Here is a 15,813-nt window from a genome sequence, read left to right as displayed (position 1 = left end):
AGACTAGGTAACATACTGAAACGTCACCACGATCAGCACAAATGCCGATAAGTCGATATAACACGCACTGAGCCAACAAGCCTCCCCCAACCCGACCCTTTCAACCGAACCTAAGTTAGTGGCTTTTCTCTGAATCTAACGATTTTTAATCACAACTCATGTTAGATAATATGACATCACCTTCGTCCATCATTTAACCATATTTGATACTTAGAAACAATCTTTAGGCACTGATTAACAATAATTGTTGATTAGCCAATCAAACAAGCTAATAAGGCAATCGAAAAACGACGTTCAAAGTTCACTCACTTTGAACGTCGTCTTCAATTAGTGGTTATTAATTGACTAATAATCGTCGTTCGAACTGCATAATCATTCAGTAGTCTTCTAGCACAACGAGTTTCCTACTTCAAATCGGCCCCATTCGTCCGAATCACTTTTTGATACCAGTAGAACGAATCCTTCTTCGAGCGCTCTAGTGTCCCGTTACCTTCATCGTCCTTGTCGACGTAGATAAAACCGTAACGTTTCGACATCTGACCAGTTCCAGCTGAGACCAAATCGATACACCCCCACGGCGTATAGCCAATCAAGTCGACCCCATCTTCGGTAACGGCCTTGATCATTTCACTGATATGAGCGCGTAAATAGTCAATCCGGTAAGGATCATGAATACTACCATCGGCTTCGACTTTGTCGCGGGCACCCAACCCATTCTCAACAATCATCATTGGCTTGTGATAGCGGTCTTGTAACCAATTCAAAGAATACCGCAAACCTTCTGGATCGATTGGCCAGTCCCATTCGCTCGTCTTCAAATATGGATTATCAACGGCTTCGGTCCCGACAAAGTGGTAACTTGGGTTATCATCCTGAGCGGCGACCGTGTTGGAATTATAGTAACTAAAGCCAATATAATCAACGGTGCCTTCCTTCAAGACTTGGCGGTCTTCGGCCGTGATATCAGGGCGGAAACCAGTCTGTTTGAAGTAAGCTTCCATATTATTTGGATAATAGCCCCATGACTGTACGTCTGCAAACCAATAACGCCGCTGCATAGCCTTTTCAGCTTGCATGATATCTTGTGGCTTAGCAGTTGCAGGATAAATCGGTGTCATGTTGATCATATTGCCAATCTGGAAGTCGGGATTAATGGCATGGCCAATCTTAACGGCTAGCGCACTGGCAACGACTTCATAATGAGCAGCTTGATACATCAACGCTTCAGCGTCAGGATCATCGGGCTTCAACACTAAACCAGAATCCGTCGCCATCAGGAATTGGTTCGTATAAGTCGTCTGATTATTAATTTCATTGAAGGTCATCCAGTACTTAACCTTGTTCTTATAGCGCTTGAAGACCGTTTCAGCATAGTGCACAAAAAAGTCAATAACTTTCCGCGAACGCCAGCCACCATATTCCTTAACTAAGTGGTACGGCATTTCAAAGTGGGCCAGCGTGATCACTGGTTCGATACCATATTGCCGGCAAGTATCGAACATATCATCATAGAACTTCAAACCCGCTTCATTGGGTTCTTCTTCATCACCATTTGGAAAAATCCGCGTCCAGGCGATCGATGTCCGAAAACACTTGAAGCCCATCTCAGCAAATAGCTTGATATCTTCCTTATAGTGACCATAAAAGTCGATGCCTTCATGGTTCGGGTAATTCTTACCCGCAATCACACCATCCGTGATTTCACGAGGAACACCGTTGGCACCGGCAGTCATGACATCAGCCACACTGACCCCTTTGCCACCAGCTTGCCAGCCGCCTTCTAGTTGATGGGCTGCGACCGCCCCACCCCATAAGAAATCAGATCGTAAACCACTCGTTGTTGCCATGCATTATCATCCTTTCACTATAAATCTTTACCATCACTCGCAATAACTTGTTGGAACCAGTTAAAGGAGTCTTTCTTAGAACGGTCAAAACTGCCTTGACCATTATCATCGGCGTCAACATAAATGAATCCATACCGTTTCGCCATTTCACCAGTACTTGCTGAGACCAAATCAATACAGCCCCACGGTGTATAGCCAATCAGATCAACACCATCTAATACGACCGCTTGTTCCATCGCCAAGATGTGATCACGGAAGTAACTGATCCGGTAGTCGTCATGTACACTCCCGTCGGCTTCCTTCTTATCGTAAGCACCAAAGCCATTTTCAACAATGAATTGTGGTAAGTGCCACCGATCTTGCATCCAGTTCATCGCATAGCGCAACCCAGTTGGATCAATTTGCCAGCCCCAATCAGACTTCTCAACGTAGGGGTTCTCAACAAAGTCATCGGGTTCCTTGAAATCGTAATCACTGTCACCGTCACGACCCTTTGTAACAAATGACATGTAATAACTGAAACCAACGTAATCCACCGTACCAGCCTTTAAAGTTGCCAAGTCAGCAGCGGTAATATCCATATCGAAGCCCTTGCGTTCAAAGTACTTCGGTAACCACTTTGGATATTCACCGAGACAGTGGACATCCCCGAACCAATACCGTTTTTGCATGGCCCGTTCTGCCATCATCACATCCGCTGGTTTAGCTGTTAACGGATAGATTGGACACATCGCGACCATACAGCCGATTTGAAAATCAGGATTGATTGCGTGGCCCGCTTGCACAGCTAGGGCACTCGCTACTAATTCATAATGAGCTGCTTGATACATCGCCTGTTCCCAATTGTCATCCTTGCTAAGTTGTAGGCCGGAATTTTGTAACAATGGGTGCGGATCACTCCAAGCTGTTTGGTTATTGATTTCGTTGAAGGTCATCCAATACTTGACCTTATCCTGATAGCGCTTGAAGACAGTCTTCGCAAAATGAACAAAGAAGTCGATCATCTTACGGTTGCTGAAACCACCATAAACCTTCACTAAGTGGTATGGAATTTCAAAGTGTGACAGGGTCACAACGGGTTGGATGCCATGCGATAATAAATCATCGAATAAGTCATCGTAAAACTTCAAACCAGCTTCGTTAGGCTCGCTCTCGTCACCATTCGGGAAAATCCGGGTCCACGCGATTGACGTCCGGAAACACTTAAAGCCCATTTCTTCAAATAATCGATCATCTTCTGGATAGCGATGATAAAAATCATTGCCCCAGTGATTAGGATAGATTTCACCATCTTTGACGCCATCAGTGACTTTACGGGGAACCCCGTTACGTCCGGCTGTCATTACATCGGCAATGCTAACGCCCTTGCCATCAACATCCCAAGCGCCTTCTAATTGATGGGCCGCGACCGCGCCACCCCACAGAAAATCTTTGGGCATTTTGTATCCTTTTGTCATGAACTAATTCCCTCCATTAATGCTGCTCAGGCTATCCCTGAGTTACAGTCTTTGTTACCTTAACTAACGAAAAGCGTGTAACCGCCACGTCACCGTTGTTAAGCTGTCTGCCATTATAAGCGACCACGGCATGAATGAAAAAACAAGCCCAGACCAACACCAGCAGGTATTTGCCTAGGCTCAAATTAATTAACTACTTCGCCTCATCGGCAACTAAACGCCGATAAACGTCTACAACTTCACCAGCTAAGTCGCGGAAGGTGATGGCATTCATGATGTGATCTTGTGAATGTACTAATAACAATGACACGTGGGTATGTTCCCCTTGTGCTTCCGCCGTTAACATTGAGGTTTGTGAATTGTGTGCTTCGGTTAGAAAGTTATCTGCTTCCTTTAACTTGGCATCAGCGGTTTCAAAGTCGCCTTCCTTAGCAGCTTTAATTGCTTCGAAAGCGGAACTCTTTGCATTACCACCATTAACGATCAAACCCATAATGGTTTCGAGACTTGCTTCAACTTCTTTTGTTTGTTCTTCTGCCATTTACCCTCATCCTTTTAGCATTTATTCGTGTGCATCACAATCAAAATGCCACCGGCCGCGATTGATCTACCGTGGGCTGGTAGCACTTACAATTTAATGATTAGTTTGCTTTTGCAATTGATGCTTCGGCTTCCTTTAAAACTTTTTCGCCGTTCATCATGCCGTAGTCTTGCATGTTGATAACTTCAACTGGAATATCAACGCGCTTTTGGAAATCACTTAACATATAACGAACTTGTGGTCCAAGCATTAAAATGTCAGGATTCTTTTCAGCTAACTTCGCATCAGCATCACTGGCAGCGGTTGCAAAAATATCTGCATCAATGCCTTCTGCTTCCGCAGCCTTTTGCATCTTTGAGACTAATAATGACGTTGACATCCCAGCGGCACATACCAACATAATTGTTCTTTCAGCCATAATAAACACGCTCCTAGATTGTTTTAAATTTATATGTTACAGCGGTTGCTTTAATAAACCGCTTTCATTACAATTAGAATTATAAGTCATGGGTACAAATTTGACAAGCCTTATTAATCAGATATCTGCAATTTATTTGATTTGTACCCACAAATTATTAAATAACAACTTAATATTCGAAAGAAGTGAACACCATGTATCGTGACATTGCAACCAAACTCGTTGCCGCCATTCAAGACGGCATTTTTACCGTCAAACTCCCCACGGAAGCCCAATTAATGGAACGTTACCAAGCTAGCCGCAACACCATTCGCAAAGCGATTGACTTGGTGTACCAGCAGGGGCTCCTGCGTCGGGTTCAAGGCAGTGGCTATTATATTACTAATATTCAGCTTCAACATAAAACGGTAGTGAATCTGTCAGCACGCTCACTCTTCAATAGTCATGTCCACCCACGGACTTTAACTTCGAAGATTCTGACTTTTGATACGATCCACGGCGATAGTGCCCTGAGCCGCAAACTCAACATTCCCGTCGACGAAGAACTGTATCGTATCATTCGCCTCCGCTACTGGCACGACCAACTGTATTGTTTGGAAAAGGCCTACTACTTACGCTCTGTCGTCCCCTATCTATCGACCGAAGCTGTCAATACGTCAATTTGGGACTTCATCAACGAAGCTTACGGCATCGGGATTGCTAACAGTGATGATTATCTTTCACTCACCAATCTTAACAAGGAAGAGGCCGAACTAATGAATTTGGCACAGGGCGCAACTCACTTGGCCTTGGATTCTTGTAACTATTATAAGAATAATGGCTTACTAGATTTTTCTCACACCATCTTTGTTTATCCCGACCTCGCATTGTATTTTCATACGACAAATCTTGCAAATAATTAATTTATGGCTAAAAAAAGACGATTCACTATAATTTCATCACAATTTATGGGTATACTAGTAACAGTATCCAAATTTACGATGGAGGAATTAGCGTGTCAGCACCCCTTTTTTCAGTGGTTGTACCAGCTTACAACCAGCACAAATTTATAGATAGCTGCTTGACTAGTCTACAACGCCAAACCTTGACAGACTTTGAAGTCTTCGTGGTTGATGATTGTTCGACTGATGACACTGGTGAACAGATTGCCGCGTTAATCAAAGGCGACGACCGGTTCCACGTGATCACTCACGCCCATAACCGGGGCGTCTCCGCAGCTCGTAACTCCGGTATGGCTGCTGCTAAGGGTAAGTACCTTTGCTTTGTCGATGGCGACGATTGGGTCGAACCAGACTTTCTGGCAACCTTCCTAGCCGCCTACCGGTCAGCACCCGATACCCAGCTCGTTGTATGCGGTCACTACGGTTACTTAGCCGTTCCGAGTCCTGCCAAAACATACAACCAAAAAGACTTGATTGCCAACATCAACTTTGGCACGGTTGGCGGTTTTTCGTGGAATAAAGCATTCATTCGCAGTATTATTACCACGCACCACCTCAAGTTCAACGAAGATATTGATTTTCTTGAAGACCAGTTGTTTGCCTTTCGTTACGCTAACTACGTACAGTCCTCCGAATACGTACCGGACCGGACTTACCATTACCGTTGGCGTTTTCGAAGCAACCTTGCTCACATTGGAATTCCATTCTTCACCGCTCGTCGTAAGATGATGAAGATTCTCAAGCAGGAAAACAAGCAAGTTTTGAACGAAGATTGGAATAATCAGTAGCAACGTTACGTTGCCATCGCCCCTAAAGGTCGGTAGCTGAAATAGCTATCACCCTTTAGGGGATTTTTTGATACCTAGCATAATCGGCTACGATGACCAGAAGATGCGCAATTATTCGAGGCTAGTAGCCATCCACTCGCAGTCTCAAATGCGCTTTCGCCGCCGATTAAACCGACCGTGGCGCGAAACAAGCTAGCTGCTCAAGCTCTTTTTGATATCAGCGACAAAATAAAGTGGCAATTAACAATTAAAGACTTGTTGAATGACGAGTAACGCTTTACAATTGGACTATATTAATTAATTTGATGGGAGGGTTAGCGATGGCTACGATTCACTTATACTTAGTCCGTCATGGACAAACCAAGCTCAACGCGGCCGGCCGTTTACAAGGCATCTATGATTCGGAACTCACACATACCGGTGTGCGCTCCGCTCAACGGTTAGCCCGCATGCTAGCAGATGTTCATTTCGACGCTGCTTACGTCAGTGACTTGGGCCGAGCACAACAAACGAGTCGCATTATCACCGCACTCCATCCTGAAATAAAAAAGCCGACGATTGACGTCGGCTTACGCGAATTTAACTTCGGTGGGCTTGAAGGTACCAGAAACATGTGGATCGTCAAGCAAGTCCAAAAACAATTGGGCATTGGAACGTTTGTTAAGTTGATGTTGAGTCGTGAACGCTTCGCCACCCTACTATGGGTCTTTAACTCCCTCGACCAGACTCGTGGCGCCGAGACTTTGGTCGGTGTCACGGATCGAATCAGTAGCGCGCTACGACGAATCTGTTTGTATGAATCTCAGGATAGTCAGCATGACAAGAATATTCTTATCGTTTCTCACGGGCTGGTTCTCAGTGCATTCCTATACCAAATCAGCCCCCGTGAGCTTCCCACCCGACTCCTGAAAAATACAAGTGTTAGTCGCGTGGACTACCAAAATCGGCAATTCAAGTTGATCGACATTAATATCACCCCTAAGAAGCGGGCCTAGTTGTCTCGATGCTAACAGGTTGCGTGGTACAACTCGGAAATTGCAAGCGCGCCTGAATACCAAAAAAGGCTTTGATTTTGCGTTGTAATTCTTGACCAGTTGCATGCACTGAAGCTTCACTTGCATCTGGATCGCCAACTACAATTAAAATGCGACTGCTTTTACTATCCAAATTAGGCCTGATTGGGGTGGTAGCATCCGCTGAAAGACTGGCCCCTTGTGCCGTTAAATGAAGCTGAACCTGCTCAGTGCCAAGCGTATTCATATCCCACGCATTGATCTGCACTGGATGGCGCGCGTGAATCACTTGAAGCAAGTCTGCCAAAGCATTCTGCGGCTGAGCAACGGCAAGCCCTTGTGCAGCTAATTGTTTTTCAATTGCTGGATTCAACTCACGGTTATCAAGATTGCTCATCGACAAAATTGCTAGTGGAATTTCCGTGGTAGTCGTCGGTAAGATTTCAATTTTCAACAGTTATCACTTCCTAAAAACACTTCAATACTAAGTGTGCCAAATTTGACGTAAAAGTCAATTACCACCACTTAAGTCATAGCGAAATTTTAATAATACCACAAAAGCGATTCCCACACACGTGAGAATCGCTTTTTTAATGGCCTTATTGTCCTCGTCGATACACCGATACGCTTGTAAGCTGACCTTACTTAGTCGTTGATAATGGGTGGGCCGCAAAGTATTTTTCTAAGAATAGTGCCAAACCATCATTATAATTCATATCAGTTACATAGTTCGCAACTTTCTTAACTTGTGGCAAGGCGTTGCCCATTGCCACCGATAAGTCAGCTTCTGCCATCATCCCAACGTCATTCAAACCATCCCCAAAGACAAACGTGTGGGCGGCATCGACATGTTGCTCACGTTGAATTTGTTTGACCGCCGTCCCCTTATCCGTATTCAGAGGAATCATCTCAATATTATTCGGGTTCGATGATGAAAGTCGCAACAATTTACTATTAGTGAGCTTTTCGCGGGCAGAATCCAGCCGTGACATGTCTTCACGACTGAGAATGACGCCGTTCGTAATCTGGTCCTCAATCGTGGCTAATTGCGTAAAGCTCTTCACTTCTTCATAGCCAATCGAGACTTCATCCGCATCAAAGTTAGCCGCATTACGAGCAACGAACCGTGGGATTTGTTCCGTATAGTAGGCCATGTCTGGCGTGAACAACATCATTGGTAAGTTATCACGACGTGCAATCAGATAGGCAAGCTCAACCGCAGCACCCCCGAGTTTGGTTAGCTCACGGCCCTGGGCACCATCGAACACCGCCCCGTTAGACGTCACCAAACGAACGTCAGCGTTTACTTTGTCTCGAACAATCTTCGCCAGTTCGTACATGCGCCCCGTAGCGATGTAAAATAACACGTCCTGCTTCTGAAACCGTTCAATCGTCGCTCGAGTTCGCTCCGAGACATATTGGTGATCCGTTAATAATGTTCCGTCAATGTCCATAAAGACTAAATATTTTGGCATAGTTGAACTCCTCCTACGTATTTACCTATATGTTGTGCTAGCTAACTGATCATCTGTGACATTCAGCTTGACTGCTTTTGCTGGGTTTGCCAATCAGTCGGTACCATCCTGCCATCGTCAGTAAATACGCAAATTGGCGTATCCGCACTGATGAGTAAGCCGGTTGGCCGGACTTGAATGGGCTTAAATTAAAAAGATGACGCACCGCCGCCTTTTTTAGCAATCATAATTAGCACAAGGCTTATTTACACTCCCAATTGTACGCTATTCCCTCCTATAATGGAAATCGCTTTCAAAACCGAACTAGCCACCGCATTTTCACCACGTAAGGCTAAACAATCTTAAGTTTAGAAGCTATTTAGAGCATTATTTGCCCTCATCAGCTTTATATACCAAAGAATTCAATCTCACTACTTGACATTCACCAGTCTAGCCGCTAAATTAGAGAACAATTAATAAATGATGATAAAAAGCATTGAACAGTTCAGTAGTTGCCGGTCGTTAGCCTTAGCGAGTCTGAGATGGTGTGAGCAGACCTAATCCGGTATCACGAATATCGACTGTGAGTTGTATGGGTGAAATCAAGTAACCCGTACTGGTTAACACCCACTAACGTGTAGTACATCTTTCATGATGTGCTTAAGGTCAGTAATGTAAATTGCTGATGAATACCGGTGGTAACCCGCGCTCGCGTCCGGCAGACGACTTCGTCTGTCGGACGTTTTTATTTTCATTTATTAATAAATCATTTTAAAGGATGGTCATACATATGCATTTTACAGTACTCGGCGCAGGCGCCATGGGATTACGTTACGGTGTGTTATTACAAGAAGCAGGCAATCAAGTTGATTTTGTGGATACTTGGCAAGCAAATGTTGATCAAATTCATCGTCAAGGTGGCGTCTACGTGTCGCGCGATCACCAGAATCGACACTTAGTTCCCGTCAAAGTCTCAACTCCCGAAGATTATCACGATGATCCCGACGTGTGGGTCGTATTTACTAAACAGATGCAACTTGCTGATTTTTTGACTCGGACGGCCCACGCTTTTAATGGTCGCCAGTACGTGCTCACTTGCATGAATGGGATGGGTCACGTTGAAAAATTATTACACTACTTCAAACCCGAAAAATTATTAGCTGGGACCGCACTAGTCGCTACGGTCTTAAACGGCCCTGGTGATGTCGACTTCATTGGAGCTCGCGGCGCCGGCACCATGAATCTCGCCAATTATACGGAACACCCTGACGAAATGACCCACCGAATCGTGACAGAATTAGATAAATGCCAATTCCACCCTAATTTAACAACGAACTTCCGCGGCACCTTGCTGGCTAAAGTCGTCTTCAACTCAGTGGTCAACACCCTCTGTACCCTCTTTGAAATTACGATGGGCGAATTCGCGGCCTATCCAGGGGCTGATGAGCTGAGTCGTCAATTGATCGATGAAGCCTATGATGTCTGTGAGCGTGATGGTGTCACCATGTTGAATACCCGCGCGGAAGAGCTCGCCTCTGTCAACTACGTCAGCAAAGTGGCTAATCCCCTCCACTACCCATCGATGTATCAAGATATGTCTCATAATCGGCCAACTGAAGTCGACTATATCAATGGCTACCTCGTCAAGCTCGGCCAAAAGTACCATTACCAAGCAAAAACGCACGCGTTTCTGACCCATCTGGTTCACTTAGCCGAAACCACCCGCCAAACCAGTGCCACAACTGAACACACTACTGAACAAAATGCTCAGAACGCGACCGAACAGGCTAGTCAACAAGCAAGTGCGTAACCGATTCCCCTTTTCTCAGCAAAATCATGTACAATGGAGGTTAAGTTGATTTTACTGAGGAGGCGGTTTGCTGTGCAAGTCAGTCGGGAATTCAAAGGTATCTTTCTTGCTAGTATCAGTGCGACCTTCTGGGGGATTTCCGGAGCCGTCGCACAAACACTTTTTGATACGACCGATATTAATTCTATTTGGTTAACGGGAATTCGCATGCTGGGTGCCGGAATCGCACTATTACTGGTCAGTTTGCTGACCCATGTTGATTTGTGGTCGATTTGGCGTCAACCCCGCGATCTCCTACAGATCGTGGCCTACACACTATTGGGTCTAATGCCGGTTCAGTTCACCTACTTTTTAGCAGTTGAAGCTAGTAACGCGGCGACCGGAACAATTCTACAATTCATGGGACCCGTGTTCATTGCTCTGTGGATGCTAGTCGCTCATCGGCAATTGCCGACCCGTGCAGAAGGCCTTGCAATTATTTGTGCACTACTGGGCTCATTCTTGCTCGTGACTCACGGCAACCCTCAGACCCTAGTCATCTCCGTCTGGGCGTTGATCTGGGGACTCTTATCGGGGGTCTCGTCCGCTACGAATACCTTGCTACCAACCAAACTACTTACTAAGTACGACCCAATGACCGTCAACACCTGGTCAATGTTGTTAGGGGGTATCTTGTTTAACATCGTTCAGCCAGTCTGGTCAATCCATATTCCACTGACTATGCTTAATATCAGCAAGTTGACCTTTGTTGTGCTGTTTGGAACATTGTTAGCTTTCCTATTCTTCTTGCAAAGTTTGCAATATATCCGGCCAACCGTTGTCAGTCTACTAGACGCTTTTGAACCTTTATCCGCAACCATCATTGCGGTGGTTCTACTCGGTGTCAGCTTCGGTTGGCTCGACATTCTGGGCAGTGTCCTGATTATTAGTACCGTCTTTATTTTGGCTATTGGGCAGGGTCCCAATGATCGCACGGCAGAGAATTTCAAGCAACCATAAACGATGACTCATAATTATGAAACCAGTAAAAGCCGGTTGTGACTAAGTCCTAGTCACAACCGGCTTTTACATTGCCGCTACCGTTACATATATTCAATTAATAACCACGATTCAGATCCACTTGGTTACGTACCAGCGTGCCATCTTTGACAAACTGTGCAAAGTTCGCCGCAAAGATTGGAAAAACGGTCGCCCGAAAGTGGGCAATTTGACCTGAAATATGTGGCGTAATCAGCACGTCATCTCGTTGCCACAACGGGTGGTCCGTCGGTAATGGCTCTGGTTCAGTAACGTCCAACGCTGCCATACTGAGTTGATGATGATCCAGGGCGGTCATTAACGCTGTAGTATCAACCGCCGGACCACGCCCAATATTAATCAACATCGGTTGCTGTTTGGTCTGCTGAAATAATTCAGTACTAAACAAATGATGCGTTGTTGGCGTTAATGGCAAAGCGTTGACAATAAAGTTAGCCGTTGCTAACGCGTCAGCCGTCGCGGTAAATGCCACTGTTTCATGAAAATGATCAGCGGGGTGACCGGTCGTATTGACCCCAATCACGTGCATGCCTAACGCACTAGCCTTAGCCGCTAACGATTGCCCAATTTGGCCCGTGCCATATATCAACAACTGTTGCCCGGTCAAGGTAGATGTCGTCATTGGCAAGGCCCATTGCCGTGCCCCGCGCTGATTCAGCCAGGCCGCATGGTACCCCCGGACTACGCTTAACATCGCGGCTAAGACCGATTCACTAATCGCATCGGCGTGAATACCACTCGTGTTCGCAACCACCACCCCGGCCGCTTGCAATGCCTTTAATGGCAAATAATCGACGCCAGCTGAAATGACCTGTACAAACTTTAACTGATTGGTTGGCCGCGCTAGGATCGTCTTTAATAACGGATGATTACCATACATGACTTCAATTTGGTCGTAATCGGCCGCCGTGACCGCCGCCGCATCCTTGAACGTCCAGTCCGGATAAGTGGTTTGTAACTGTTGCAGCTGTTCAGGTTTGGTTGCTTGAGCCATCAATACCATTGGCATAACTTATTACCCCATTTCTAATTTCTTGATCAATACTTTTATCATACCACTATCATTCACTTGAACCGTAATGATCCACAACCGGATATTAGCTAAGATTGGCCAGTAAGTTAGGCTGACCCTTTTTTAGCCCACAGTTTGGTTTAAATCACAATGTTTGACGCTACTGCTGACAAACGGCTCACAAAATACCAACAAAAAAGCGATGTTCGAAAGTCGCACTCCCGAGCATCGCCAATCGGTAACTAACCTAATTGGGTTTAATCGTTGACCAATTATTTAACAACCGCAAAGCCACCGGTCCAGCCGATTTGTTCACTGGCTGCTAATGTCATTTGCATAAACCCCATCGCTTCAAGCTCACGGGCCCGCTTTAACTTACCTGCATCCTTCACTTCTAACGGACTGTCAGCCAAGGCGCGGGTGAAGCGTTGCTTGGCGCTATCGTCATTACCAGCAACTAACACGGTTGTTGGTTCCTTACCATTGACCTGCCCACTCTGAAGCGTCGCCGCAAAAGTCGTATTGAAAGCCTTGAGCACCTGACTATCTGGTAGTTGCTGCTGTAATTCTTGGGCAGCCGAACTATCAGCTGGAACAACCAAGTCATCCCACGTGTCAAAATTCAAGGGGTTCGTGATATCAACGACGATTTTGCCCTTCAACTGAGTCGCGTACTGTTTAGCCAGCGCAGCTAAAGCGGGATAAGGTACCGCCATGATCACGATTTCACCGAGCGTTGTGGCTTGGTCCTTGGAACCATAATAAGTGACCTCGTGCCCAGCGATTTCAAAATTATGACCAATTGCTTGCCCCATGTTGCCCTTACCAAAAATTGTGATTTCCATATCAAAACACGCCTCTCTCACTTTATAATTAATTTTATATTTACATTCTAACATTGATGTCCCGTTTACATCACTTTTGTGTCTGCCAGTTACCGCAAACCGGTCGTCATTCGCCCCAGATAATGGACACTCCTTGAATGGTAACAATTAGTGGAACTAATGGCTAACCAGCTCGGATATTCACCTGCCTGCACGCTTCCCAGGTTATTGACACGAGTCGATCAGTCACTAACGACCAAAAACCGACCAACTTAATTATGAATTAATTAAGCTGGCCGGTTTTTAAATTTTCAGACGATCATCAAGTTTACTGGTCTTGTTTACCCAGAAAAATTAATTATTGCCCGTTGCCGTACTATAACCATCTGTAGAAGAAGCAGTGCCACCGGTCGTTGTTGAAGACGTATCTCCATAATTCGTCGTTGAGCTACTATCGGTGTTTGCACTATAACTGTAGCTAGGCGTACTTGAGCTCGACGTTGCCGAGCTCGTGTCCGTATCGTTGCTATAACTATGCGTTGAAGCCGAACTACTGTTGTCACTACTTTCACTATAAGTCGAATATGATGAACTCGACGATGATTCTGGTTCACTATAGCTATACGTGCTCGAACTTGAGGCTGAAGACGATGCGTTATTCGCTTTCGCCAACTTCTTGCGATCCGTAATCAACTTCTGGTAATCATTGGCCGCTAACTGCGACTTTTTGCGATAAGCTTTCAGGTTTGCAAGTACTTTATCGACTGTCGTTGACGGGGTCGAAGCCTTGAGCTTATTTTTCTTGTTATATAATTTTTGGAAATCAGCATCATAGCTGACCACTTTCTTAACCGTTTTTCCCGTTGTCGTAAACAACTTATCATACTTCTTAGCAAAGTACGGCTTACTAGTCGTTAAGCCAGCAGTTGTCAACCGTTGCTGACCCTTAGTAATGGTGTCCATGGTCACGTCGGTCTTAAGTAACCCCTTAGCGTTGCGTAAATCTTGGTAACTAGTCCGGACCGTCAACATCTTAGCAGCCGTATCATGCTGTTTCTGCAAACGGGTCTTTTCACTTGAATCCTTCATATTATCAATATTATTTTGCAACTTGGTCAAAGTCGAGCTTGAGGCACTCGCCCGCAAGTCCCGTTGGGCTGATGATGTATAAACTTGGTCCACGATCTTTTCCGCATTGGTTCGTGCCGCAGCTTGAGTGGCTTGCCCATGGTTCCACATGAAGAAAGCTCCACCAGCAGCAACAACCAGAATCGCAACACCAGCCAACATCAACTTCCAGTTATAGCGCCGAGCTGGCTTCTTAAGATGTGGATTCTTTTCATCCGTTTCTAACTCAGAAAAGTCACGGTCGTCATCCGGCTGATCATCATGTGGTACCCGCTGTTCTTCGTGCCGAGCGACCCGTGACATGGTTGGCTTATTGGGCTGCTTGCCACCGTTGGGCTGCTGATCACCATACAACTCTTCACGTGATAATGGTAACTCAGGCTGCGTGTCATCATCCGCTTGTTCCGTCCCCTTGACCGCAATCCGCGGTTGCTGTTTACGAGCAACCGGTGGAATATGATCAGCTGGGATGCGCCTTTCGACCTTCGGCTGTTTAGCAGCAGTCGCTTGCGGATCCTTAGCGGTTGTGGCCGTGGCCTGAGATACAGCAGCCTTTGATGTCGCTGACTTGGGGGCTGTGGACTTCGGGGCCGTGGATTGTGCTACCGCAGATGCGGCGGCCGCGGCACTCGATGTCGAAGCACTAGACTGTTGACTGTGCGTCTTGGCCTGACTGGCAGCTTCCTGACTAGCACGCCGGGCCATCCGCGTCATTGGAACTTCCGACGTTGCCGCCGACTGATGAACCTTGGTACTTGCTGTTGTTTTAGCCACACGCTTCTGATCAGACACTGCGGTGCTGGTTGCTTGTGACGCTTCCTTAGCGGCCCGCGCTGGTGCCGATTGAGCCGCACTAGCTGTCGTCGAAGCTGCGTGCTTGGAACGCTGGTCACTTACTGCCTGTGATGAGACCGCGCTGGCCGTCTTTGGCGCCGCCTGACTTGCTGTTGAGGCCGGTTTAGTTGCGGCGGACTTTTTAGTTATTTGCGCGGATTCCGCCTTTGCCGACGACTGAGAACCAGCCGAGCCTTTTTGCTTAACCGCACTAGTCGCCCCATGCTTGACGGGTGCCGCCGATTGTTTTACAGCCTGGCGATCGTCTCCGGAATGGCGCGCTTTTTTAGCCACCTTTTCTGGTTCAATTACTGCGTCAACAGGTTGCTTTTCGGCACTGTTATTCGCCGTCGAGCGGGGAATATTGACCGTTGATTTTGCTTCGGCTTCGTCCGCCTTTGATGCGGCCGAGTCTTTCAGATCATAGGCCAAGGGGATCTGTTCATTATCTTGTTCAGTACTATCATCGTCGGGAATTGGCTCAGTAATCGAATTCCAGAGCCGTCTACCCAATCCTTCTTTTTTATTTTTTCTAGACAAAACCAACGCTCCTCGCCAATTTATAATTTACATTAGATTCCTGGTTAAGCGCCGACCAAAAATTTTTATCAATTTCGGTAAAATAACCATTAATAGTTAAATTATAGCATGGAATTGGCTACTGAGAAACCACTGGTCAAGCGGATTTGTGAATAACTGCCCAATACC

General features: G+C 46.1%; 14 protein-coding genes. 5 read left to right on the top strand and 9 right to left on the bottom strand.

What is annotated here, in order from left to right:
- Positions 1 to 404: 404 nt before the first annotated feature.
- The 4 genes from E5260_RS03655 to E5260_RS03640 all read right to left on the bottom strand — a co-directional run bounded on the left by E5260_RS03655 (position 405) and on the right by E5260_RS03640 (position 4,263).
- On the bottom strand, positions 405 to 1,847 hold the full coding sequence (locus E5260_RS03655; RefSeq protein WP_003642544.1) for a 6-phospho-beta-glucosidase: 1,443 nt from the start codon (positions 1,845 to 1,847) through the stop codon (positions 405 to 407).
- Positions 1,848 to 1,864: 17 nt separating this feature from the next.
- Positions 1,865 to 3,304 carry a 6-phospho-beta-glucosidase gene (locus E5260_RS03650; RefSeq protein ID WP_003642543.1) on the bottom strand — a complete coding sequence of 480 codons (1,440 nt, stop codon included), beginning with the start codon at positions 3,302 to 3,304 and terminating at the stop codon, positions 1,865 to 1,867.
- 193 nt (positions 3,305 to 3,497) lie between these two features.
- Entirely contained in the window at positions 3,498 to 3,845 is a 348-nt protein-coding gene (locus E5260_RS03645) for a PTS lactose/cellobiose transporter subunit IIA (RefSeq protein WP_003642542.1), read from the bottom strand.
- A 100-nt stretch (positions 3,846 to 3,945) separates the two neighbouring features.
- Positions 3,946 to 4,263: a PTS sugar transporter subunit IIB gene (locus E5260_RS03640; RefSeq protein WP_003639490.1), complete on the bottom strand. Its 318-nt coding sequence runs from the start codon at positions 4,261 to 4,263 to the stop codon at positions 3,946 to 3,948.
- Between the two features lie 194 nt (positions 4,264 to 4,457).
- On the opposite strand from E5260_RS03640, the gene E5260_RS03635 reads away from it, so the two are divergent.
- The 3 genes from E5260_RS03635 (at position 4,458) to E5260_RS03625 (ending at position 6,987) form a co-directional block, all read left to right on the top strand.
- Positions 4,458 to 5,165: a GntR family transcriptional regulator gene (locus tag E5260_RS03635; protein ID WP_003642541.1), complete on the top strand. Its 708-nt coding sequence runs from the start codon at positions 4,458 to 4,460 to the stop codon at positions 5,163 to 5,165.
- A 92-nt stretch (positions 5,166 to 5,257) separates the two neighbouring features.
- Complete coding sequence (locus E5260_RS03630) at positions 5,258 to 5,992, top strand: glycosyltransferase family 2 protein (RefSeq protein WP_003642540.1); 735 nt, start codon at positions 5,258 to 5,260, stop codon at positions 5,990 to 5,992.
- Positions 5,993 to 6,312: 320 nt separating this feature from the next.
- Entirely contained in the window at positions 6,313 to 6,987 is a 675-nt protein-coding gene (locus tag E5260_RS03625; protein ID WP_003645837.1) for a histidine phosphatase family protein, read from the top strand.
- On the opposite strand, the gene E5260_RS03620 is transcribed toward E5260_RS03625, so the two are convergent.
- Both E5260_RS03620 and E5260_RS03615 read right to left on the bottom strand, forming a co-directional pair.
- Positions 6,971 to 7,459, bottom strand: coding sequence for a hypothetical protein (locus E5260_RS03620; protein WP_003642538.1), 489 nt, complete (start codon positions 7,457 to 7,459; stop codon positions 6,971 to 6,973). The genes E5260_RS03625 and E5260_RS03620 overlap by 17 nt on opposite strands.
- A 187-nt stretch (positions 7,460 to 7,646) precedes the next feature.
- Positions 7,647 to 8,480 (bottom strand): HAD family hydrolase, encoded by an 834-nt coding sequence (locus E5260_RS03615; protein ID WP_003642537.1) that lies wholly within the window; start codon positions 8,478 to 8,480, stop codon positions 7,647 to 7,649.
- A gap of 769 nt (positions 8,481 to 9,249) precedes the next feature.
- Here E5260_RS03615 and E5260_RS03610 point away from each other — a divergent pair.
- Both E5260_RS03610 and E5260_RS03605 read left to right on the top strand, forming a co-directional pair.
- The gene (locus E5260_RS03610) at positions 9,250 to 10,269 is read left to right on the top strand and encodes a ketopantoate reductase family protein (protein WP_003644739.1); all 1,020 of its coding nucleotides are present in this window, start codon (positions 9,250 to 9,252) and stop codon (positions 10,267 to 10,269) included.
- Between the two features lie 72 nt (positions 10,270 to 10,341).
- The gene (locus E5260_RS03605) at positions 10,342 to 11,268 is read left to right on the top strand and encodes a DMT family transporter (RefSeq protein ID WP_011101916.1); all 927 of its coding nucleotides are present in this window, start codon (positions 10,342 to 10,344) and stop codon (positions 11,266 to 11,268) included.
- Positions 11,269 to 11,365: 97 nt separating this feature from the next.
- On the opposite strand, the gene E5260_RS03600 is transcribed toward E5260_RS03605, so the two are convergent.
- The 3 genes from E5260_RS03600 to E5260_RS03590 all read right to left on the bottom strand — a co-directional run bounded on the left by E5260_RS03600 (position 11,366) and on the right by E5260_RS03590 (position 15,651).
- Positions 11,366 to 12,316 (bottom strand): phosphoglycerate dehydrogenase, encoded by a 951-nt coding sequence (locus tag E5260_RS03600; protein ID WP_003642534.1) that lies wholly within the window; start codon positions 12,314 to 12,316, stop codon positions 11,366 to 11,368.
- A gap of 275 nt (positions 12,317 to 12,591) precedes the next feature.
- Positions 12,592 to 13,164 carry an NADPH-dependent F420 reductase gene (locus tag E5260_RS03595; protein WP_003644741.1) on the bottom strand — a complete coding sequence of 191 codons (573 nt, stop codon included), beginning with the start codon at positions 13,162 to 13,164 and terminating at the stop codon, positions 12,592 to 12,594.
- 333 nt (positions 13,165 to 13,497) lie between these two features.
- Positions 13,498 to 15,651, bottom strand: coding sequence for a hypothetical protein (locus tag E5260_RS03590; protein ID WP_003642532.1), 2,154 nt, complete (start codon positions 15,649 to 15,651; stop codon positions 13,498 to 13,500).
- Positions 15,652 to 15,813 lie beyond the last annotated feature (162 nt).

The organism is Lactiplantibacillus plantarum (genome assembly GCF_014131735.1).
Lineage (GTDB): Bacteria > Bacillota > Bacilli > Lactobacillales > Lactobacillaceae > Lactiplantibacillus > Lactiplantibacillus plantarum.
The sequence above is the reverse complement of the archived record's forward strand: the minus strand, read 5'-3'. Positions and strand labels throughout refer to the sequence as shown.

Bases quoted from the DNA above. Each gene is read 5' to 3' on its own strand.
- E5260_RS03655 (WP_003642544.1), bottom strand. From the start codon at position 1,847: ATGGCAACAACGAGTGGTTTACGATCTGATTTCTTATGGGGTGGGGCG.
- E5260_RS03650 (WP_003642543.1), bottom strand. From the start codon at position 3,304: ATGACAAAAGGATACAAAATGCCCAAAGATTTTCTGTGGGGTGGCGCG.
- E5260_RS03645 (WP_003642542.1), bottom strand. From the start codon at position 3,845: ATGGCAGAAGAACAAACAAAAGAAGTTGAAGCAAGTCTCGAAACCATT.
- E5260_RS03640 (WP_003639490.1), bottom strand. From the start codon at position 4,263: ATGGCTGAAAGAACAATTATGTTGGTATGTGCCGCTGGGATGTCAACG.
- E5260_RS03635 (WP_003642541.1), top strand. From the start codon at position 4,458: ATGTATCGTGACATTGCAACCAAACTCGTTGCCGCCATTCAAGACGGC.
- E5260_RS03625 (WP_003645837.1), top strand. From the start codon at position 6,313: ATGGCTACGATTCACTTATACTTAGTCCGTCATGGACAAACCAAGCTC.
- E5260_RS03615 (WP_003642537.1), bottom strand. From the start codon at position 8,480: ATGCCAAAATATTTAGTCTTTATGGACATTGACGGAACATTATTAACG.
- E5260_RS03610 (WP_003644739.1), top strand. From the start codon at position 9,250: ATGCATTTTACAGTACTCGGCGCAGGCGCCATGGGATTACGTTACGGT.
- E5260_RS03600 (WP_003642534.1), bottom strand. From the start codon at position 12,316: ATGCCAATGGTATTGATGGCTCAAGCAACCAAACCTGAACAGCTGCAA.
- E5260_RS03595 (WP_003644741.1), bottom strand. From the start codon at position 13,164: ATGGAAATCACAATTTTTGGTAAGGGCAACATGGGGCAAGCAATTGGT.